The following is a 19,989-nucleotide window of genomic DNA, read 5'->3' as shown; positions in this document are numbered from 1 at the left end:
GGGTGGCTACTGTCCCGCAAGGCAAATCGCGCCACAGGCGCGAGATGTCTGCGGACGGCTCCAAGTCCCTTAAGGGCGAGGTGGCCGACGAGGCCGAGGTACCGATGCTACCAGCAACATCGATCCCCGCTCCGGCGGGGATTTTTGTTTGGATACTCCACCCGGCCATTTGCGCCACTGGCGCGTCTGGCCTTTCGGGACGGCTCGAAGCCTGATCGGGGGAGGAGCGCATCGAATTCATCGCTCTGTTCGCAACGAACACAATGTGTCCCTCCCCTTTTTGAGGGGAGGTTAAGTGGGGGGCTTTCCTAAAACGCCGGAAATCAGGTCTCTCTGCCTCATAGCGGTTTTCCCACCGCAAACCCAGCGTCAGCCTCAACCCCCTGAATGGCGTGGTGGAACTCTATCGCTTTTCGGGCGGCCGGAGGACGCGTTCCAGGTCGGCGGCAACATATGGCTTGGTCAGCCAGCCAACGTCATCGCCCAAACCCTCGAGATCCTCATGGTGTGCTTTGCAGTACCCCGAAGCAATGACGATCCTGACTGATGGCCATTGTGCGCGGACCTGCGATGCCAAAGATATCCCTGAGACGCCAGGCAGCCCGACATCGGTTATCAGGACGTCAATGGGATGCTTCTCCAGCAGTGCCAATGCCTCCTGGGCGGTGGTGGCCTCGTAAGTCGTGTGACCAAGCTCCCCTAGGATGTCGGTGGTGGACATGCGCACAAGCATCTCGTCCTCGACCAGAAGGACATTCAGCGCCGCCGCAACTTTCTTTTCAGCGGCTTGTTGTTTTGGCCTGGCCTCGCCCTGGTTCCCGCGTGCATCAAGACACTTTCTCAATCTGAACGCCAGGTCATCGCGCGTGTAGGGCTTGCTCAGAAGCTCAACCCCCTCGTCCAGCCGTCCCCCATGGACAATCGAGTTTTCGGTGTAGCCAGACGTGAAAAGCACGGCCAGACCGGGAAGACGTTCCTGCGCGCGTCGCGCGAGATCGCGGCTTTGCACCGGCCCGGGCATCACCACGTCGGTAAACAACAGATCAATCGGCACGCCGCTTTCCACAATTGCCAATCCGCCCGCACCGTCCTTGGCGCGCAGCACGCGATAACCCAGTTCGGACAGCAGTTCGACCACCGTGAGGCGGACGTCCTCGTCATCTTCGACGACAAGGATAGTCTCGGTGCCGCCGCGGACCGGCCCGGTGTCATGAACTGACTGGGCCGATTCTTCCTGCTTGGTCCGGGGAAGGTAGATGCGGAAGGTCGTGCCTTCGCCCACCTCACTATAGACCTTGATGTGTCCCCTGGACTGCTTGGTCAGGCCATAGACCATGCTCAGGCCAAGTCCGGTGCCTTGGCCCACGGGTTTCGTCGTGAAGAACGGTTCGAAAATCTTGTCGAGTGCGTCGGCGGGAATGCCGCTCCCGGTGTCGGTCACCGCAAGCATGACATATTGGCCCGGTTCTACGTCCGGATGCTGACGCGCATAGCGGTCATCGAGTGAGGCGTTGCCAGTTTCAATCGTCAGCTTCCCGTGGCCGTCCATGGCATCGCGCGCATTGATGGCAAGGTTCAATATCGCATTTTCCAGTTGAGTGCTGTCGACGTAGGTGTTCCACAGCCCGCCCGAAACGACGGTTTCGATCTCGATCCCCTCGCCCAGGGCGCGTCGGAGCAGATCGTCCATCCCGCGTATCAACCGTCCCATGTTGATGACGGTGGGCGCCAGGGGCTGTTTGCGGCCGAATGCCAGCAATTGGGACGCCAGTCGCCCGCCGCGCGCCACGCCGGCAATCGCATTTTGCACCCGCTGTTCAGCCCGGATGTTGCCGGCAACGTCGCGCGAGAGCAGTTGCAGATTGCCCCCTATCACCTGCAGCAGGTTGTTGAAGTCATGGGCGATGCCGCCCGTCAGCTTGCCGATGGACTCCAGCTTCTGCGCCTGATGGAGTTGTTGCTCGATCAGCTCGCGCTCCGACACCACCTCCTCAACACGCTGCTGAAGAGCGGTGTTGAAGTCCGCCATTGCTGCCCGGGCCTCGATATCCGCAGCGATATTGCGGACCTCGATCACTGTACCCGTGGGCTCTCCATGTTCATTGTGTATGGGGCTCGCGGTAAATGCCACGGGATAGAAACTGCCATCCTTGTGGACAAAAGTTTCCTCGCCACGAACCTGGAAATCCTGCGGGAACGCGCGATCGATTGCGCATTCATGCAAGGGAAATGGCCGACCGTCGGGATAGGTATGATGGATCACATCGTGCAGCGGGCGCCCGCGCGTTTCCTCAAACGTAAAGCCCGTCAACTCCTCGGCCGCCGCGTTCATGTAGACGCACTCCTGGCGATCATCCATGAGAAAGACCGCCATGGTGGTGTTGCTCAGCACCGTATCGAGACGTTGCGAGGCCTGTTTGAGGTCGCGCAATGCGGCGTCGCGCTCAGTCGTGTCGTCAATGGCGGCGAAAAAAACCGGATGATCGTTATCCCGGAGCAGTTGCAAGGCTACCAGCACGTTGTATTCGGTGCCATCCTTGCGCCGATGGACGGTCTCAAAGTGCTGCACGGATTTTTCGCCAGAGCGCAATGGATCAATGATGGCATCGAAAGCCGCGGCATCAAGCAAGGGCTTGATGTCCAAAGGCGTGAGCTCTCTCAGCTCTTCCATTGAATAGCCGAGATTGTCTCTGCCGCCGCGATTGACCAGAATGAACTTGAGCGAGGTTGCATCGAACAGATAGGTCTCACTCGCAGCGTCCTCTACGAGGCGCCCCAGCCTTTCATTCGTCGATGTTGCAATGATCCGCTGCAGTTCCGCCGCGGCCCGACCCGCGAACAGCTCAAGCGTTTCCTCTGGCTGCAGGGACAGATCGATGGGCCTATTGTTGAGGATGGCCAGCAATCCCAGCGAGACCCCTCCGGCCCCGCGCAACGGAACGCCAAGATAGCTGTCCGCCCCCATCTCGTGCAGCAATGCGTCATCGGGAAACAGGTCTGCGACCTTTTCGCGGTAAAAACACATCCTACCGTCAAGCACATTCGCACAAGGCGATCCGCCCAGGTCGTATTCGAATGGCTCCATCCTCCGCCCATCGCTCCAACCCGAAACGATGCGCGCCCGCTTGGCGTTTGAAGGATCTATATCCGACAGCATCACCCACCGCACATTGAGGGCATGAGCCAGGGCTTCCACCACGGCGTCGAGAAATTCGCGTCCGACAAGTCGCGAGCACTCTATCAATTTTTGCCAGGCGGCATCCCGAAGCTTGCGCTGCGTGATATCGCGCGCGATCTTGGACGCCCCGATCACCCGGCCGTTTTCATCCTTGATCGGTGAGACGGTCAGCGAGATGTCCAGGGCCGTGCCGTCCTTGCGGATGCGGCGCGTTTCAAAGTGACTGACAATTTCTCCACGACTGATCTTGCTGAGGATTTCGTCCTCTTCAGAATGACGGGAGGTCTCGATGATACGCGTGATGGATCGACCGAGCATCTCGTCGCGTTCGTAGCCGAACAGCTTGAACGCCCCGATGTTCCAACTGGTCACCACGCCCTCAAGCGACAGGCTTATGATGGCATCTTCACAATGCTCGACGATGGACGCAAATCGCGTGTCCTCAACAATTGTGGCAGCGCTTGTGGTCTCGATCATTCATGGACTCGCTATCTCGGGCAGCATGCCAAGGCCTGTTGGGTGTCCAAGGCGCAGATAGCCTTGCTCCTGCCAGTCTTATCACCTACGCGAGCCCAGCGAAGTAAATCTTGGGGTGAAGGGCGAGCAAAGCTGCGCGAAATGCGGAATCCGGGTCAAGGCGCTGCGTCATCCGGGCAGCCGGTCAGCCCGGAAGGGGCACAACAAACCCCTCGCGCAATTTCGCTGCCTTGTCCCGGCTGACGCAGCCCTCGGCGTGGTCGTTGATCAGGCCCATGGCCTGCATGAAGGCAAAGACCGTGGTGGGGCCGACAAATTTCCAGCCGCGTTTCTTGAGCGCCTTGGACAGCGCGATCGATTCCGGCGAGGTGGTCTGGCTTTGCGGCGGCGCGGGAGTTCTGGCTTCGTAGCGCCAGACGAAGGCGGCGATGGAACCGGCTTCGGCGATTAGTTCCTGGGCGCGGGCGGCATTGTTGATGACCGCCTCGATCTTGCCCCTGTGACGCACAATGCCCTTGTCGGCCAGCAGCCGGTCGATATCGGTTTCGTCGAACCGGGCGACCGTGTCGATATCGAAACCGTCAAAGCCGGCGCGGAACGCGTCGCGCTTGTTCAAAATCGTGCGCCAGCTCAGCCCGGACTGAAACCCTTCAAGGCTGAGCTTTTCGAACAGGCGCGTGTCATCGCTGACCGGAAAGCCCCATTCATTGTCGTGATAGGGCACAAATTCGGGCGCCCCGCCGCACCAGCGGCAGCGCGGCAATCCGTCTTCTGCGTGAAAAAGGCTCATGCATCCCCCAGCAAGAAATCCAGCTCGGCCGCGGCGCGCGCCGGGGCGATCTCGATGATCTCGGGCGTCACCACGCCGCCGCTGACAAAGGGGTCTGTGGCAATTCGTTCGACCAAGGCCGTCCGGTCGAGCCCGCGCGCCAGGACCGCTCCGCCACCATCGGGCCTGAGGCTGCCCCAGAGCAGGAATACCCCCTCTGAAAGGCCCTGCTCGAGCCAGGCCTTGTGGCCCTCGAGATAATCGGGCGCCCGCGCCTTCTGCGCCGCCGGTCTGAGCAGAACAACAAACATGAGCTTTCCTCCTGTCAGGGGATGGCAGGACGCTGCGGCGTGATGGCCGCATCGATCCAGTCTTCCATCGCCGCCATTTCGCGGGCGACAAAGGCGGGGTCGCGATAGGCATTGGCCAGCACCGCTATGCCCTGGCTGCGCATCAGCAAATGCAGCGCCTGCGCCTCGGGCTCGGAGCAGCCCAGCGCCCGGAACTGCTCGGCCAGCCAGTCGCGAAACAGATCGAACAGTGCCACGGCAGGCCCGCGCGCCTCATGCATCAGCTTGCTCAATTCGGTGGCGAGCGAACCGACCGGGCAGCCATAGGCCATGATCTTGTCGCCATTGACCGCGAGCAGCCGCACAAAGGCAGACAGCCGGCTGCGCGGCGTCGGATTGGCCTCGTCCCATTGCGCCAATAAGGCCGTGGTGCGCTCGAGGCGCCGCGCGATCACGGCCTCGAGGATCTCGTCCTTGCTCTTGAAATGATAATAGAAATTGCCCCGGGCGATCTGCACTGCCGCGGCGATATCAGCAAAAGAAGTGTGTGCGAAACCGCCCTGGTAAAACAGCCGATCCGCCGCACCAACAATTTCCGTCCGTGTCTCTGCCCCGCGCATCGCGTTCCTTACCTCGCCAGAACGGCCCTTGGCTCTCCAATTAGGACGATTGACCTAATAAGTCAACGGGCAGAATCCACCGTGCAGCGCGAAGTTGCCGGAGCCTGCATTTGCCCGGCTGCTTATCGGCAGGTCATCGACTGGTTTGCCGCCGTTCTGTCGGGCTCACCGCCCGATTCCGGCCTGCACCCGTAGCTCAGCTGGATAGAGCGCTGCCCTCCGAAGGCATCCCTTGCCCAAGGGAACACGATCAAACGCCGGCTTGGATCTATCTGGTCGCCGCTTCTTGACTACCGATACCGGTGCGTCGGAGCCAGAGGCCTAAGGCAAGATGAAATAGATATAGGCAGCATAACCGGCGAGGAGAACCGCTCCCTCCCGGCGGCCAATTCGCAATCCTGTCCACGCGAAGATTACGAGCAATAGGGTAACGCCGAGCATGACAAAATTGTCGAAACCGACAATCTCAGCGGGGACTTCGCCGGGCGCGACAAGGGCCGTAGCACCACCGATGCCCAGGATGTTGTAGATGTTCGAGCCCACGATGTTTCCGAACGCGACATCGCCCTGCTTGCGTATCCCGGCTAGGACCGAGGTTACCAATTCGGGCATGGATGTGCCGACCGCGACAATGGTCAACCCAATCACAGTTTCCGAAATAGCGAACCCGCGCGCCAGGGAAACCGCCCCATCAACGAGAAAGCGTCCGCCGAGAATGACAAGGACAAGGCCTCCCAGTGCGATCAGGCCCGACACGACAACCGAGCCTCCCAGCCTTTCCGACGGCGCAAGGCCGACATCCGTTTGTTGTAGCGCGAGACTCTTGTCGTAAATGGCCCCATGGCCCTGTGGAGCTGACGATCGCTCCTGCCGGAAGGCAAGGTAAACATAGGCGACAAGCGCACCGACAAAGACGATGCCAATGCCCCGGCCAAGCGGCATGAAGAATGCGAATGCTACAAAGGCCGTTACGACAGCAAGCATCACGATGCCGTCACGTTTCAATGCCGTTGAAGCGATCATCATTGGGCTTATTATGGCCGCAACACCAGCAATGAGCAGCGCATTCGCGATATTTGAACCGACGATGTTGCCATAGGCGATGCCAGGCGCATTTGCGAGCGCTGCTTGCAGCGAGGTGACGAGTTCCGGAGCCGAAGTACCAAAGGCGACCAGAGTCAATCCGATCACGAGCGGCGACACACCCAGACGGGTCGCAACCTGCACGGCGCCACGGACCAGAAGCTCGCCGCCCACGATCAGCAGAACGAGCCCTCCGAGGAGCAGAAACCATATCTCCATCAGATTCTGTCCTCCGGCTTGTAGGAGAATGCGGCAACTTGGCGTAGACGGTCAGCTCGACCTGCTGGCCGTTCTGAACGACTGGGCCGTGAACATGGCTTGAAGACCGAAGAACGCGCCTTCCCCGTTACACGCCTACGGACGCTCACCCAAGTTTGCATTCATGCCGCTTGCCTTGGCAAGGTCGGTAATGCTGTCGTGAAGCAGCTGCACGGCATAATGGGGATTGTGGGCATATGCGCCACGGTCCTTGGCAACGAACTGATAGTTGTAAGCAGCCCGCAGCAGCGCCGGTGTCCAGGCCGCGTAGCGGTTGGCCGGCGTCGTCTCTGCGCCCCCGACGAAGTAGTAAGGGAAGCGATCAGCATAAACGATCGGTATTCCGGCGACGTTGGCCGCATAGTGAGTAATTGTGTCCTGCAGCTGTGCGTTTAGCGCTGCGATTTCGGCATGAATGCCGGTGGTGATATTGCCATCGCCGTCGAAGTCGGCACCTGAGGTGCGGATGGCTGCGAGTTCGGCGACTTCGTGGCAGCCGGTGCAGGGCTCGACTTGGACCCGCGTGCTATGGGGGTCGTGACAATCTACGCAGGTGGCAAAAGACGGCACATGGGCGAAGCGCCCCGCATAGGTGCGCCCAGGATATTCATAACCGCCTTTGACCTCACTGCCGTACAGCGTCGCTGCGGCCACTGCATAGTGCGGGTTGATGAAGCGCAACTCGGAATTGACGTCGTGGTCCGGCAGTTCCTGGGTTGCCGAAGCCACGTCGATGCCGGACTGACGACCCTGATGACAGGACATGCAGGTAGCTGTGCCATCGGGCGGACTGACCGTCAGGCCAGACGGGAAGCGAACGCTGTCGATATCTGACACACCGGCTTCGTGGCAGGTCGCGCAGTCGATGACGCCGCCAGGGACGATCGGGTGCGAGACTTCGCCTTTGGCTGAACCGTCAATTCCGTAAAAACTGCGGAAGCCCTCTCCGGAATGGCAGGTGGCACAATTGGCAGGAACCTCGCTCTCGCCTTGCCAGTGCGTGAACGATGCAGATGAGGAATCGGCATGCCCCGATTGCCGCCACAGTTCAATAATCTCCAGAGTGGCTGGCGATTGCTGGGCAAAAGCGGCCCCGCATGCTGCCAGCAGCATGCCCGCAACGGAAGCGAACCTAGTCAGCCTGAACATCGCGTTCTCCTCTCCGCCCAAGTTGTCACGCAACTTATCAGCAAAAGGACCAAGCGAGTATTGATCTAGAACAATGTGCTGGTGAAATTTTTGGCCTATGCTCTTGGCGGAAAGCAAATGAGGCGAGGATGAATATAGTCATTCGTCACGGGCTTCCGCTGCCTGTTGCAGGGGCATTGCCGGACGGGGAATTTGTCCCGACGCGCGTCCCCAGAATAGGGCTTGCGGGCGCCGACTATGCCGGCATCCGCCCCGAAATACTGGTGGAAGCAGGGCAGGCAGTCGCCTCTGGCACGCCCCTGTTTCGGGACCGGAAGCGGCCCGACATCGTGGTCACTTCCCCCTCATCCGGACGGATCGAAAAGATCGAAATCGGCCCCCAGCGGCGACTGTCCCTCTTGACCATTATACCAGAGGGGGAGGATGCGGTGCGATCTGACCTGGCGGCGGCCGGTACCCCGGCAGGCTTGCGGGCGCTGATGCAGAAGGCCGGGCTTTGGCCGGCCCTGCGCAGCAGGCCGTTCGACCGGATACCGGCACCCGATGCCGAGCCAGCGGCAGTGTTCGTCACTGCGATCGACACGCGTCCTCATGCGCCTGATCCTGCGGTGGTCCTGGGCGGGCTGGAAGACAGCTTCGCTCGCGGCGTAAGTGCGCTCCGCCTTCTGACGCAAGGCCAAGTCTATGTTTGCCAGGGTGACGGCGTCGATCTGGTGGAGCCGCAGGACCGTGTCTCGGTGGTGCGATTCACCGGATTCCATCCCGCCGGACTTCCCGGCACCCACATCGCTAGGCTGCATCCGGCGACGTCCAGCGCACCTGTGTGGCATATCAATTATCAGGACGTGGCAGCGCTCGGACAGCTGCTCGCGCGTGGCACCGCCGATTTTTCGCGCAGCATCAGCCTTGCCGGACCTGGCACGCAACAGCCGCTTCTATTGCGGGTGCCGATAGGAGCAGACCTTCACGCCCTTTCCCGCCCGCAACTGACGCCTGGACCCAAACGCATTCTTTCTGGCGCCATACTCGACGGGCGCGAAGCGCAGTTTCTCTCGCGCTATCACCTGCAGGCGAGCGTGGTGGCCCGCGTCGAACCGCGCGCCCGCAACTGGCTTATCGCGGCGCTGGGCCGCGCCTCGGCACCGGCGGCCTTTGTGCCAACTGCAGCGGTCGACAGGGCCCTGGGACCAGACATGCCGGCCGTTCCACTGTTGCGCGCGCTCAGCATTGGCGATGCGGACCGGGCAGCACAACTGGGTTGCCTGCAGTTGGGGGAAGACGACCTGGCCCTCGCGACCTACGCGACGGGCGGGGAAACCGATTTCGGAGCGCGGCTGCGAGCGGTGCTCGACATGCTCGAGGCGGCGTGATGCGCGGGGTCTGGCACAGGGATACCGTTTCCTGGATCATCGTCTCGGCGATGCTTCCGGTGGTAGTGGCCGCGAGCCTGGATCTCGGATTTGCCACCATGCAGCGCTTCGGTGTGGCGCTTGCGGTGATCAGCTTTTGGCAAGGCGTGTTCCTGTTCACACGGGCCCAGCCGCTGTCCCCCATCGCGCTGGTCACCGCCTTTGCTGTTGCCGTACTGGCGTCGGGTACCACCGAGATGTGGCAGATCGTGCTTGCAGCCAGTTTCGGCACCGTCATAGGTGAACAGATATTCGGCGGCTGGGGGCGCAATGTCGTCAATGCCGGCGTGGTCACCCTGGCCTTCCTCTATTTCGCCTTCCCCGAAGTACTGCACACCGGCACCGGTCCGCTGGTTGCGATTGCGGCGGGCTTCGGCGCGCTTCTTCTGCTGGTGATGGGCGTGCTTTCTTGGCGCATCGCTGTGGCAGCGACCATGGGGTTGGTGCTGGCTACGTTTGCGCTCGGCCAAGACCCTGCGGCGCCGTTTCTTGAGGGCAGCCTTGTCTTTGGACTGGTCTTCCTGATCGGCGACCCGGTCGCTTCGGCATCCACCAGAATGGGACGCTGGGCATATGGCGCGCTGGCCGGCGCACTGGTTGCGATCTTCGGCTGGGCGGATGCAGGCATAGATGCGCCGCAGGCGGTGGTGTTCGCCACACTGCTTGCCTCGCTCTTTGCGCCACTGTTCGATGCGGCCGCAGTCGCGGTGGCGACGCGAAAATGGAGGGGCGGCCATGCCTGATCTCAATCCCCTGATCTGGTGGGCGCGACTCCTGGCCCTGCCCAATGAGAGCCGGACAAAGACGATCGCCATGGCGTTCATCGTGTCGGGCATCTGCGCGTTGCTCGTTTCGAGCGCTGCCGTGCTGCTGGCGCCGATGCGGGATGCCAATCTCGCGGCCGAACGGGAAGCGCGGTTGGCCGCAATGCTCGAGAGCATGCCCGGCCTCGCCGACATTGTCGCCCAATATGGCGCGGACAGCCTCGAAACGGTCGTTGTCGACCTTGAGACCGGTGAGCCGACCGATATCGACCCGGCCACCTTTGATATCGCAGCGGCGGCGGAAGTCCCCGAAACGTCCTCGATCATACCCGGCGAGGCGGACATAGCCGGTCTCGGGCGCATAGCGGACCTGGCCCCTATCCACATATTGCGCGAGGACGGTGAACTGCGCCTGGTGATCCTGCCGATCTCGGCGGTTGGCTACCAGTCAACCATCCGGGCGCATTTGGCCCTTGAGGGCGATCTCAACACCGTGGCCGGGCTTTCGATCATCGAACAGGGAGAGACCCCGGGCCTGGGCGCACGTATCGAGGAGCCAGCATGGCAGGCTTTGTGGCCGGGCAAGGAACTCGCCGGCGACGATGGCGAGATCAGGCTGTCGGTCGTCAGGGGCCGGGCGACCAGCGCGTTCGAGGTGGATGGCATCACCGGGGCGACTCGCACCGGCAACGCCATCACCGCCGCCATCCATTTCTGGCTCGGCGACTACGGCTTCGATGATGTGCTGGCCAATCTTCGGCAAGGGGCGGGATTGCAATGAAGCGGCTCCAGCATCTTTACACTCCCTTGATCGACAACAATCCGGTCACCCTGCAGATTCTAGGCATCTGCTCGGCGCTGGCGGTCACAACCTCGATGACGACGGCATTGGTGATGTCGCTGGCACTGATCGTGGTGCTTGTTGCCTCCAGCATGATCATCAGCGCGATCAGGCACCATATCCCCACCTCCATCCGCCTCATCCTGCAGATCACCATCATCGCTTCGCTGGTGATCGTTGCCGACCAGGTGATCCAGGCCTTCGCATTCGACATCAGCCAGCGCCTTTCGATCTTTGTGGGCCTGATCGTCACCAATTGTCTTGTGCTTGGGCGGGCCGAGGCCTTCGCCATGCGCAATCCGGTGGGACTTTCCGCTCTTGATGCGCTTGGCAATGGGCTCGGCTATGGGCTGGTGCTGCTGCTCATCGGTTTTGTGCGTGAACTGTTCGGTGCCGGGACACTGTTCGGACAAACGGTGTTTCCAACCATCCATGATGGCGGCTGGTTCACCCCGCTCAATCTGATGCTGCTGGCGCCCAGCGCCTTCTTCCTGCTCGGACTTCTGATCTGGGCCATCCGGTCGGTCCGCCCTGCCCAGATCGAACCCGTCGACTATGAGATTTCCATCGAGCCGAACAGGAGAGCGCCGTGATCGATCTCTTCGTTCGCTCGATCTTTGCCGACAATCTGATCCTGAGTTTCTTCCTGGGGGTTTGTACCTTCCTGGCAGTATCCAAGCGGCTCGATACTGCGGTGGGGCTCGGCATTGCGGTCATCGTGGTGCAGACGATTACCGTGCCGCTGAACTATCTGATCCTCTCGCGCCTGCTCGCGCCCAATGCCTGGGACTGGCTCGGACTTGGCGGCGTCGATCTCACCTTTCTCAGCCTCATCGCCTTTATCGGGGTGATCGCGGCGGTGGTGCAGGTCCTGGAGATGGTTCTAGATCGCTTCGTGCCGGCGCTCTATCGCGCGCTTGGCATCTTTCTGCCGCTGATCACCGTGAATTGCGCCATTCTCGGGGGCAGCCTCTTCATGGCCCAGCGCGACTATGATTTTGCCGAGAGCGTCGTTTTTGGCCTCGGCGGGGGTATCGGCTGGGCGCTTGCCATCATGGGGCTGGCTGCGATTCGCGAGCGGCTGAACTATGCCGACATTCCTGCCGGTCTGCGGGGGCTGGGCATGGCGTTTATCGTCACCGGGCTGATGTCGATGGGCTTCACCGCCTTTTCAGGTGTGCAACTATGATCGAGATAGCCCTCGGCACGGTTCTGATCATTGTTCTGATCCTGGCCCTGTCAGGAATGGTGATCGGCGTGCGGTCGATTATTTCGCCATCTGGGCCTGTACCAATCACCATCAATGGCGGCACAGAAATCACCGGTCACACCGGGCAGAAGCTCCTTAGCATTCTCAACGGCGCCGGCATCCCGGTGCCGTCAGCCTGTGCCGGCGCCGGAACATGTGGGCTGTGCCGCGTCAGGGTCATCGACGGCGCCGGCGCGCCCCTGCCTACCGAACTTGCGCGACTGACGCGGAGCGATCTCAAGCAAGGCCAGAGGCTTGCTTGCCAGGTGATGGTGCGCGGCCCAATGTCCTTGGGCGTAGCGGACGACATTCTCGCCGCCGAGAGCTGGACGTCGCAGGTGCGCTCTGCCCGGATGCTGGCGCCACTGATCCGGGAGCTGGTTCTCGACGTGCCCGAGGCAGTGACCTTCGCGTTTCGGGCGGGGTCATATGTCCAGATCGAGGCGCCGCCCTACGCGCTCGATTTCGCATCGCTCAAGGTCGAGCCCGGCTACGCATCTCACTGGAAGACGCTAGGATGGCGGCGACTGAAATCGGTCAGCCGGGAACCGGTGCACCGGGCCTATTCTCTTGCGAGCCGTCCGGAGGACAAGGGGCAGATCGTTCTCAATATCCGCCTGGCAGTGCCGCCGGCCGGGGCGGATGAAGGGGTGCCGCCCGGCATTGTCTCGTCGTACCTCTTCGGCCTGCAGCCAGGAGACAGCGTGGCCGTGTCCGGTCCGTTCGGCGACTTCCACGTGCAGGATACGGACCGCGAGATGGTGTTCATCGGTGGCGGCGTCGGCATGGCTCCATTGCGGGCAATGGTCCATGAACAGCTCGCCGCAGGCACGAAACGGAAGATCACCTTCTGGTATGGCGCGCGCAGCGGCATCGATGTGTTCTACAAGGACGAGTTCGATGCGCTGGCGCGGACACATGACAATTTCCGATGGGCGCTGGCGCTCTCCGAGCCGCAGCCTGAGGATGATTGGCGCGGTGCGACAGGCTTCATCCACGAAGTCGTGCTGCGTGACTATCTGGAGGACCACCCGGCGCCCGAGGCCTGCGAATTCTACCTCTGTGGCCCCCCGCTGATGATCCAGGCGGTGCTGGGGATGCTCGACAGCTGCGGGGTAGAGCCGCACGCCATCTTCAACGACGATTTCGGGATATGATCATGCTGACAAGACGCAATTTCATGGCCCTCTCCGCCGCAACCCTTGTGACCGGCGCCGTGCCGGCGCTGGCGCGTCAGCTTACCACTCTTGGCGGCGGGGCCTTCGGCTCATATTGGCGGCTGAGCGTGCCTCAGGGGATCGATCATGACGCAGTCAGCATAAGCTTTTCCCACATCATCGCCGCGGTCGAACAGCTCTTTTCTCCCTACCGGGCAGACAGCGTATTGTCGCAATTCAACCGCCATGACGGCACGGACTGGCAAGTGGTGCCAGACGCATTCAGCACGCTTGTCGGGCAAAGTCTGACGCTGGCACAAGCTTGTGGCGGCGTCTTCGACCCGACAGTGGGGCCGGCCGTGGCGCGGCAGGGCTTCGGCCCGATCAGCGGGGTCACTGGGTCCTTCGAGGAGCTTGCCGCTCAACCGGGCGCGGCCCGCAAGCGTCGGGGCGGGTTGACCGTGGACCTGTGCGGCATCGCCAAGGGCGAGGCCCTCGGTCGTATGGCGGCAGCGCTGGCGCAGTCAGGCGTCACCGACTATCTGCTCGATCTCGGCGGCGAGGTCATCGCCCGTGGCCAGCACCCGGAGGGGCGCGGCTGGCAGGTGGGCGTTGAAATGCCGGGCGGCAGCGGGGTTGCGCATATCCTTCGGCTGGACGACCGGACGGTGGCAACGTCCGGCAACAGTGTCCAGAGCTACGCGCATGCCGGCAGATCCTTCGGACACATCGTCGATCCGGCGAGCGGACGGGCGGCGGATACGAGACTGGCTTCGGTATCCGTTCTCGGGCGCGACCCGGCGCTGGCCGACGGTTGGGCAACTGCAATCGCTGCCGCCGGTGTCGAGAATGGCGTGGCGCTGGCCGAGCAACGGGGGCTTGATGCCTTGTTTCTCGTACGCGAAGACGACAGGCTGCATTCGGTCTTTACGGGTGACTTCTCTTCCGCGGTTGAAGTCTAGGAGGCGTCGATGGCTGTGTTTCTGTCCGCATTAGTGGTTTTTGGGCTCGCCGTCTCTGCCATGGCACTCGGGGTCATGGCGGGCCGGGCGCCGATCAAGGGGTCCTGCGGGGGCCTGTCCTGCATCGGCAAGCTTGAGTGCGAGGCTTGTCCGCATCGGCATGGAGGGGAGAATGCCCATGACTGAACACCGCACCATTGCCGACTTCATGGTCACCGACGTCCTCACCGTGCCGCCCGGCATGGAAATCCTTCACGCTGTCAGGCTGCTGCTTGATCGCAAACTGTCAGGAGCACCTGTGGTGGAGGAGGCCGACGAGCTTGTCGGCATGCTTACCAAGAAAGATTGCTTCAAGGCGGCACTAAATGCGGCCTACTACAAGGAATGGAGCGGCACCGTGGACCAGTATATGACCCGAGCGCCCGAGACCTTGGATGCAGGGCTCGACATCGTCTCGGCTGCGGAGCGTTTTCTGGCCACACCTTACCGACGCTTTCCAGTGGTCGAGGACGGCCGCCTCGTGGGCCTGCTCAGCCGTTCGGACCTGCTGCGGGCTTTTGTCCAACTGTCTTGAGGGCGGCATGAGGCGCCAAGGCGCGCGCCTGGATGCAACCTTGGCACTGCGCCATCCCCTTGCCCCAGCGCCCCGACAGTATAGCATCGGCAGTCCCTGAGCGATTTGCCATCAACCGGACTGGAGCAATCGAAACACGTGACCTATGACCAGATATTTCTCTTTGTTCTCATGGGCCTGGTCTTCGCGTTCCTGGTCTGGGGGCGGGTTCGATATGATCTCGTGGCTTTCGCGGCCTTGCTCATCGCCGTTGTCGCCGGCGTCGTGCCGCCAGATCAGGCGTTTGCCGGCTTCGGGCAGGAAGCTGTCGTCATCATCGCATTGGTCCTTATCGTATCGCGGGCCCTCGCCAATGCCGGCGCTGTTGAGCTGATCGCCAGGCTGGTAATTTCGTCTGATCGAGCTCTGTCCAGCCACATTGGCATCATGTCGATCGTCGGGGCGGCCCTCTCGGCGATCATCAACAATGTGGCGGCCCTGGTCATGCTCATGTCGCTCGATATCGAGGCTGCCAAGAAGGGCAAGCGCTCTGTCGCGCGCTCGCTGATGCCCTTGTCCTTCGCCACAATTTTGGGTGGCATGATCACTCTCATCGGAACGCCGCCCAATATTGTCGTTTCCCAATTTCGCGAGCGCACGCTGGGCACACCCTATTCCATGTTCGACTACACGCCGGTCGGCCTGACTTGCGCCTTGGTGGGTATTGCCTTTGTCACCCTGATCGGCTGGCGCCTGTTGCCTGCCGCTGGAGCCGCCGTTGCAGGCCATGAGCAGGACAAGGGATTGTTCGTGGCCGAAGCGGTGGTGGGGGAGGAGTCCAAGAGCCTCGGCAAAACCCCGGACGATCTCCTGCCATTGGCCGAAGAGCACGACATCACCCTGCTGGGGATCGTGCGGAACGGGCGCCGGCTCCCCGGCTTTTCCGCGAGCACCGAGTTGCGCGCCGCCGACATGCTGATCCTTGAGGGTGATCCGAAGTCCATCGAGGCATTCATCGGGGCGGCAAATCTGGAGACCCTGGGCACCGAAGATCATGTCGGGCTCCGAGGAAAGTCCCTCACCCTGATTGAAGCGATAGTTCCAGACAATGCGCGGATGGTCGGCCGCACCGCTCTTGGCCTGGGCCTGCGAAACCGGCGTGGTGTGGCGCTTCTCGGCGTCGCCCGGCAGGGTCGCCGTTTCCGCCAGCGCGTGCGGAAACTGCCGATTCAGCCAGGCGACGTCGTGCTGCTGCTTGGGCCGGAAAACCGCGTGAACGACGCGATCGACTGGCTGGGTGTGCTTCCCATCGCGGAAAGGAGTCACTCCGTCATTCAACGCAGCAAGGCGCTGTTCGCCATTGCCGTGTTTGCCGCTGCTGTGGCGGGCTCGGTGATGGGCCTGTTTTCACTGGCTGTTGCCCTGGCCATGGTCGTCAGTATCTACGCCTTGTTCAACATCATTGGCCCGCGCGAAGTCTATGAATCGGTGGAATGGCCGATCATTGTCCTGCTGGCCTCGCTGATCCCGCTCGGGCTGGCCCTCGAAACCTCCGGTGGAACCGAGCTGATTGCAAACGGCATAGTTTCGCTCACAGGTACATTGCCGACCTGGGCCATTCTGACATTGCTCATGATGGTCACGATGACCCTCTCCGACTTCCTAAACAACGTGGCCACCGCGCTGATTGCCGCCCCTGTCGGCCTGTCCATCGCCCAGACCCTGGAGGTCTCGCCCGACCCTTTCCTGATGGCAGTGGCCGTGGCGGCATCGTGTGCCTTCCTGACCCCCATCGGGCACAAGAACAATACCATCATCATGGGGCCGGGCGGATATCGCTTTGGAGACTATTGGCGGATGGGTCTGCCGCTGGAGGCTATCATCATCGCCGTCGGGGTTCCCTCAATCCTGTTTTTCTGGCCGCTGTGAACTGGCGCCATGCGCAAGGCCTAATCAAGCGCAAGGTCACGCAGGTGAGGGTGTGCTTTGGGGCGCCGAATGGATTGTCCCCGGCCGGGCAGACTGGCACCGCCTATCCGTTGAGCATAGCAGACAGTATGGTTCGGGCGGTTTGGTCGTGGTCAAGCGCCGCGGCTTCGGCATTGCTCGATGTTGGCAGTGAGCAAGACGTTTTGCCGGTTGTTGGCGCAATCTCCGCTAGCGAAATCGGGGCCGACGGTCTTGCGCCCCTTCGCGGTCGTTCGGACAACTGCATTGCGTCGCCTTTAGCGGATGCAAACCTTCACGCACCGCTCCACAGGGTCAATGTTTGGCTTTGGAGTCCATGCTTTCGAATAGTCCTTCCAGCACGTCGGGCGGGTCATAGGGTAACAGACCAGACTCCATCCGGTGAGTGGCTATGCATACCCAAGCTCGCCACCATCATGGTCGAGACCGGCCACGATGCCCTAGCCCATATGAGCTTCCACAAGGAGCATCGGGCCCAGCTGCTCTCAAACAACCCGATGGAACGGGTCAATGGCGAGGTGAAGCGTCGGACCGAGGTGGTGGGCATCTTCCCCAACGAGGACGCCATCATCCGCCTCGTCGGCGCCATCCTGCTCGAGCAGAACGATGAGTGGGCTGTGCAACGCCAGATATGTGTCGCTGGAATCTGTCGCCCCATTGAGCGATGATCCCCTCGTCAGCCTGCCGGCAGTCCCCGCACGCTGACCAACCCGCCCAAGTCGGTTATGCATTGAGGCCCCTTGCCTCACTTGCAACACGCGAAGGGACGCGATCCTGTCCCTTTCTGTCTGCCAAATGCCAGCATAGTTCCTGTGTGACATCCCCTTGTATTGAGGTAGCCTCGATCGCTGGGCACTGTCGGATCTCTCAATCACTCAGTTGCGCTCAGAACGAGGAGAGAATCATGTCCAAAAAGCCTTGGTTTGAAGGGTCCAGGAATGGACGCTTTCCTCTCTCGGTGATCGATGCGGGCCTGAGTGATCCCGGACAGTTCTTCGCTGAAACGACGGGTCTTATGGCCGGGGTGTCCAGTGCCCGCCTGATTGGACAGCAGGATGGCTCCGTTGACATTGAGACCAACGAAGGTCGAATGGCGCGCACCAATGTGGTTGTCACGCGTGGTGACGCAGAGATTAGTGTCGAGTTTGATGAAACATACCAAGCCGGAAAGCTCGTGACAGGGCAGTCCCATCACCTGCACCGTTTTGTGGAGGCATCGCGAGGCACAGTCTGCCATGTCAAAATTACAGACGTTAAGGCACCCGGCGTTCTGGGTTTTGTCTACCGCATTTTTGCGGCAAAGAATATCGGCTCCGCATTTCTCACGGCATACGAAATCTATGGCGCGGCCCACTCCGATAAGTGAAATAGATCGGCTTTTTCCGCAACTGAGGGGCGTGTCCCAGCTTGAGGTGTAGCGGACGGGTGGTCATCGACGGAATTCCGGTAAGGTCTGGTTGGTTACCCCAACCCCGCACCTGAAGGACCACCGAAGACCGACTCGGTGATGAACCTGCGCACGCTGGTAGAGAAGCCCCCCAACGCCGATGTTCTGCGCGAGATGAATGGCTTGGCTGCCGAACGGCTGAAGGAAATGGAAGTGGGCGCGGCCACCGGCGTCGGACGAACCGCCGGCCGCCGAGACCGCCCCAGACCCGTGCCCGCCTTATCCCTGCTGCGGCGGCACCATGGTCATCATCGAGACCTTCGCGGCATGGTGCCAGCCGCGCGCCCCACCGACCGCGAAACCTCCAACCCGGGAGACCGTCCATGACCCGGCATGATCCGCTCGTTCAAACGGCCGCGCCACATCGCAGGCCGACGGGATGGTTCGTGCCAGGCGCCACGGCGACCCCCATCATGCACGCCAATCTCAGCAACACCGTCGCCGCTGAGGCTCAAAGGCTGCCCGGACGACGTTCAACAGGCAGGTGCGCCACGCCATATGCCGCCGTGCGCAGCAGGACTTCGGTCACGCCAAATCAGAAAACCCCATAGCCCAGTGCATGCGGACCGCGGGTTCCTGCATGGGTGGCTTTCGTACGCCAAACAGCGCCCGAAACCCTTCACCATTGCGGCCGCTCGCACGGCCCTAGCCATTGCCAGAAAGCCGGCGTTCAGCGCCCCGCCGGTCCAGCCGCTGTCTCGATCCATTCGCCGATATTCTCTCGACCCCTCTGTTTGACGAAATCAAATGCCAAGCGACGGCTGGAAAACGTCATTGCCGTTGTAGTCGTGAGTGCCTTGAACCTGAGATCGTCAGGAACATGGTCCCGCGTGCGAAACAAGTCCTAGTCTGCCATGTAGTTTACCGCGCCCGGATGCACTCTCAGGGCACAATATGGCCGGCAGCGCGGAATAGGGTGTACCATTCCTCCCGCGTCAGCTTGACGTCCGAGCCGGCCGCGCATTCTCGCACACGCTGCGGTCTTGTCGTTCCGAGGACAACCTGAATATTGGCCGGGTGACGGGTGATCCAGGCCACGGCGATGCCGGTGGGGGTGACGCCATAAACTTTGGCGAGCCGATCCAGCTCGTCATTGAGCTCGGGATGGCTTTCGCGATCGCCTACGAAAACACCGTCAAAAAAGCCCTTTTGGAAGGGCGACCAGGCCTGGAGCATCATGCCGTTTAGGCGGGAGTAGTCTATCAGCCCCACATCGCGCGAAATCGACTGAGCGCTACCATCCATATTGGCGGCTACGCCCTGCGCGATCAGGTTGGCATGGGTAATGCTCAACTGGACCTGATTGTATCGAAGCGGTTGCTTGACAGCGGTTTTGAGCAATTCAATCTGGCCCGGCGTGTGATTGGAAACGCCAAATTGGCGGACCTTCCCGGCTGCTTCAAGCAGATCGAATGCCTCGGCGACCTCCTCGGGCTCGACCAGTGCGTCTGGGCGATGCAGCAGCAGGACGTCGAGATAGTCAGTCTTCAGGGCCGCCAAGGATTCGTCGACGGTCTTGAGAATGTGGTCGCGGGAAAAATCGAACCAGCCGCGCCGGATACCGACCTTGCTCTGTATGACGACCGCTTCGCGCTCGCTCGCCGAGAGCGTCACGGCCTCGCCGAAGCGCTCTTCACACCGATGCCGGTCGCCGCCATAGATGTCGGCGTGGTCAAAGACGGTGATACCGACTTCGCGGGCAGTATTGTACAGGTCGCGGATTTCCGCATTGTCCATCTTGGCAATGCGCATCAAACCCAGCACGACGCTGGACACCTCGATATTGCTCTTGGGGACTTTGTAGTTTTTCATGGA

The 19,989-nt window shown here is 61.4% G+C and carries 18 protein-coding genes and 2 pseudogenes; 13 read left to right on the top strand and 7 right to left on the bottom strand.

From position 1 onward, the window contains the following. Positions 1-403: 403 nt before the first annotated feature. The 6 genes from GO014_RS14235 to GO014_RS14210 form a co-directional block, all read right to left on the bottom strand. Positions 404-3,655, bottom strand: a complete 3,252-nt coding sequence (locus tag GO014_RS14235) for a PAS domain S-box protein (RefSeq protein ID WP_157290986.1) — start codon at positions 3,653-3,655, stop codon at positions 404-406. Between the two features lie 184 nt (positions 3,656-3,839). Beyond that, on the bottom strand, positions 3,840-4,445 hold the full coding sequence (locus GO014_RS14230; RefSeq protein ID WP_157290985.1) for a DNA-3-methyladenine glycosylase I: 606 nt from the start codon (positions 4,443-4,445) through the stop codon (positions 3,840-3,842). Next, positions 4,442-4,735 (bottom strand): YciI family protein, encoded by a 294-nt coding sequence (locus GO014_RS14225; RefSeq protein ID WP_157290984.1) that lies wholly within the window; start codon positions 4,733-4,735, stop codon positions 4,442-4,444. Before GO014_RS14225 ends, GO014_RS14230 begins: the two co-directional genes overlap by 4 nt. Before the next feature lie 14 nt (positions 4,736-4,749). After that, a complete protein-coding gene (locus GO014_RS14220) occupies positions 4,750-5,334 on the bottom strand; it encodes a TetR/AcrR family transcriptional regulator (protein WP_157290983.1) in 585 nt (194 codons plus the stop codon). Between the two features lie 321 nt (positions 5,335-5,655). Further along, on the bottom strand, positions 5,656-6,636 hold the full coding sequence (locus tag GO014_RS14215) for a calcium/sodium antiporter (protein WP_157290982.1): 981 nt from the start codon (positions 6,634-6,636) through the stop codon (positions 5,656-5,658). Between the two features lie 135 nt (positions 6,637-6,771). Then, positions 6,772-7,824 carry a cytochrome c3 family protein gene (locus GO014_RS14210; protein WP_157290981.1) on the bottom strand — a complete coding sequence of 351 codons (1,053 nt, stop codon included), beginning with the start codon at positions 7,822-7,824 and terminating at the stop codon, positions 6,772-6,774. Between the two features lie 128 nt (positions 7,825-7,952). Here GO014_RS14210 and GO014_RS14205 point away from each other — a divergent pair, with 128 nt between their 5' ends. The 13 genes and pseudogenes from GO014_RS14205 to GO014_RS19655 all read left to right on the top strand — a co-directional run. Continuing rightward, on the top strand, positions 7,953-9,194 hold the full coding sequence (locus GO014_RS14205; RefSeq protein WP_157290980.1) for a Na(+)-translocating NADH-quinone reductase subunit A: 1,242 nt from the start codon (positions 7,953-7,955) through the stop codon (positions 9,192-9,194). Then, positions 9,194-9,976, top strand: coding sequence for an RnfABCDGE type electron transport complex subunit D (locus GO014_RS14200; protein ID WP_157290979.1), 783 nt, complete (start codon positions 9,194-9,196; stop codon positions 9,974-9,976). Before GO014_RS14205 ends, GO014_RS14200 begins: the two co-directional genes overlap by 1 nt. After that, complete coding sequence (gene nqrC, locus GO014_RS14195) at positions 9,969-10,778, top strand: NADH:ubiquinone reductase (Na(+)-transporting) subunit C (protein WP_157290978.1); 810 nt, start codon at positions 9,969-9,971, stop codon at positions 10,776-10,778. The genes GO014_RS14200 and nqrC overlap by 8 nt, the downstream gene beginning before the upstream one ends. Then, entirely contained in the window at positions 10,769-11,431 is a 663-nt protein-coding gene (locus GO014_RS14190) for an NADH:ubiquinone reductase (Na(+)-transporting) subunit D (RefSeq protein WP_425482086.1), read from the top strand. The genes nqrC and GO014_RS14190 overlap by 10 nt, the downstream gene beginning before the upstream one ends. After that, complete coding sequence (nqrE, locus tag GO014_RS14185) at positions 11,428-12,027, top strand: NADH:ubiquinone reductase (Na(+)-transporting) subunit E (protein WP_116589868.1); 600 nt, start codon at positions 11,428-11,430, stop codon at positions 12,025-12,027. The genes GO014_RS14190 and nqrE overlap by 4 nt, the downstream gene beginning before the upstream one ends. Further along, a complete protein-coding gene (gene nqrF / locus GO014_RS14180) occupies positions 12,024-13,244 on the top strand; it encodes an NADH:ubiquinone reductase (Na(+)-transporting) subunit F (RefSeq protein WP_157290976.1) in 1,221 nt (406 codons plus the stop codon). Before nqrE ends, nqrF begins: the two co-directional genes overlap by 4 nt. Positions 13,245-13,246: 2 nt before the next feature. Next, positions 13,247-14,206 (top strand): FAD:protein FMN transferase, encoded by a 960-nt coding sequence (locus GO014_RS14175; protein ID WP_157290975.1) that lies wholly within the window; start codon positions 13,247-13,249, stop codon positions 14,204-14,206. A 9-nt stretch (positions 14,207-14,215) separates the two neighbouring features. Beyond that, complete coding sequence (nqrM, locus tag GO014_RS14170; protein ID WP_157290974.1) at positions 14,216-14,392, top strand: (Na+)-NQR maturation NqrM; 177 nt, start codon at positions 14,216-14,218, stop codon at positions 14,390-14,392. After that, on the top strand, positions 14,385-14,780 hold the full coding sequence (locus tag GO014_RS14165; RefSeq protein WP_157290973.1) for a CBS domain-containing protein: 396 nt from the start codon (positions 14,385-14,387) through the stop codon (positions 14,778-14,780). The genes nqrM and GO014_RS14165 overlap by 8 nt, the downstream gene beginning before the upstream one ends. A 138-nt stretch (positions 14,781-14,918) precedes the next feature. Next, positions 14,919-16,688 carry an SLC13 family permease gene (locus tag GO014_RS14160; protein ID WP_116589863.1) on the top strand — a complete coding sequence of 590 codons (1,770 nt, stop codon included), beginning with the start codon at positions 14,919-14,921 and terminating at the stop codon, positions 16,686-16,688. Positions 16,689-17,122: 434 nt separating this feature from the next. Continuing rightward, positions 17,123-17,432, top strand: a pseudogene (locus GO014_RS14155) (transposase); the annotation flags it as partial. Positions 17,433-17,631: 199 nt separating this feature from the next. Beyond that, positions 17,632-18,093 carry a hypothetical protein gene (locus GO014_RS14150; protein ID WP_157290972.1) on the top strand — a complete coding sequence of 154 codons (462 nt, stop codon included), beginning with the start codon at positions 17,632-17,634 and terminating at the stop codon, positions 18,091-18,093. A gap of 247 nt (positions 18,094-18,340) precedes the next feature. After that, positions 18,341-18,511, top strand: a pseudogene (locus GO014_RS19655) (IS91 family transposase); the annotation flags it as partial. 545 nt (positions 18,512-19,056) lie between these two features. Here the strand turns inward: GO014_RS19655 and GO014_RS14140 are convergent. Further along, the gene (locus GO014_RS14140; RefSeq protein ID WP_157290970.1) at positions 19,057-19,986 is read right to left on the bottom strand and encodes an aldo/keto reductase; all 930 of its coding nucleotides are present in this window, start codon (positions 19,984-19,986) and stop codon (positions 19,057-19,059) included. Between the last annotated feature and the right edge of the window lie 3 nt (positions 19,987-19,989).

This window comes from Devosia marina (assembly GCF_009758415.1).
In the GTDB taxonomy this organism is placed as follows: Bacteria; Pseudomonadota; Alphaproteobacteria; order Rhizobiales; family Devosiaceae; genus Devosia; species Devosia marina.
Note: the sequence above shows the minus strand (reverse complement) of the source record. Positions and strands in the feature narration are given on the sequence as shown.

Bases quoted from the DNA above. Each gene is read 5' to 3' on its own strand.
- GO014_RS14230 (WP_157290985.1), bottom strand. From the start codon at position 4,445: ATGAGCCTTTTTCACGCAGAAGACGGATTGCCGCGCTGCCGCTGGTGC.
- nqrF (WP_157290976.1), top strand. From the start codon at position 12,024: ATGATCGAGATAGCCCTCGGCACGGTTCTGATCATTGTTCTGATCCTG.
- GO014_RS14210 (WP_157290981.1), bottom strand. From the start codon at position 7,824: ATGTTCAGGCTGACTAGGTTCGCTTCCGTTGCGGGCATGCTGCTGGCA.
- GO014_RS14205 (WP_157290980.1), top strand. From the start codon at position 7,953: ATGAATATAGTCATTCGTCACGGGCTTCCGCTGCCTGTTGCAGGGGCA.
- GO014_RS14235 (WP_157290986.1), bottom strand. From the start codon at position 3,655: ATGATCGAGACCACAAGCGCTGCCACAATTGTTGAGGACACGCGATTT.
- GO014_RS14200 (WP_157290979.1), top strand. From the start codon at position 9,194: ATGCGCGGGGTCTGGCACAGGGATACCGTTTCCTGGATCATCGTCTCG.
- nqrC (WP_157290978.1), top strand. From the start codon at position 9,969: ATGCCTGATCTCAATCCCCTGATCTGGTGGGCGCGACTCCTGGCCCTG.
- GO014_RS14150 (WP_157290972.1), top strand. From the start codon at position 17,632: ATGTCCAAAAAGCCTTGGTTTGAAGGGTCCAGGAATGGACGCTTTCCT.
- GO014_RS14165 (WP_157290973.1), top strand. From the start codon at position 14,385: ATGACTGAACACCGCACCATTGCCGACTTCATGGTCACCGACGTCCTC.
- GO014_RS14175 (WP_157290975.1), top strand. From the start codon at position 13,247: ATGCTGACAAGACGCAATTTCATGGCCCTCTCCGCCGCAACCCTTGTG.
- GO014_RS14215 (WP_157290982.1), bottom strand. From the start codon at position 6,636: ATGGAGATATGGTTTCTGCTCCTCGGAGGGCTCGTTCTGCTGATCGTG.
- nqrM (WP_157290974.1), top strand. From the start codon at position 14,216: ATGGCTGTGTTTCTGTCCGCATTAGTGGTTTTTGGGCTCGCCGTCTCT.
- GO014_RS14225 (WP_157290984.1), bottom strand. From the start codon at position 4,735: ATGTTTGTTGTTCTGCTCAGACCGGCGGCGCAGAAGGCGCGGGCGCCC.
- GO014_RS14220 (WP_157290983.1), bottom strand. From the start codon at position 5,334: ATGCGCGGGGCAGAGACACGGACGGAAATTGTTGGTGCGGCGGATCGG.
- GO014_RS14140 (WP_157290970.1), bottom strand. From the start codon at position 19,986: ATGAAAAACTACAAAGTCCCCAAGAGCAATATCGAGGTGTCCAGCGTC.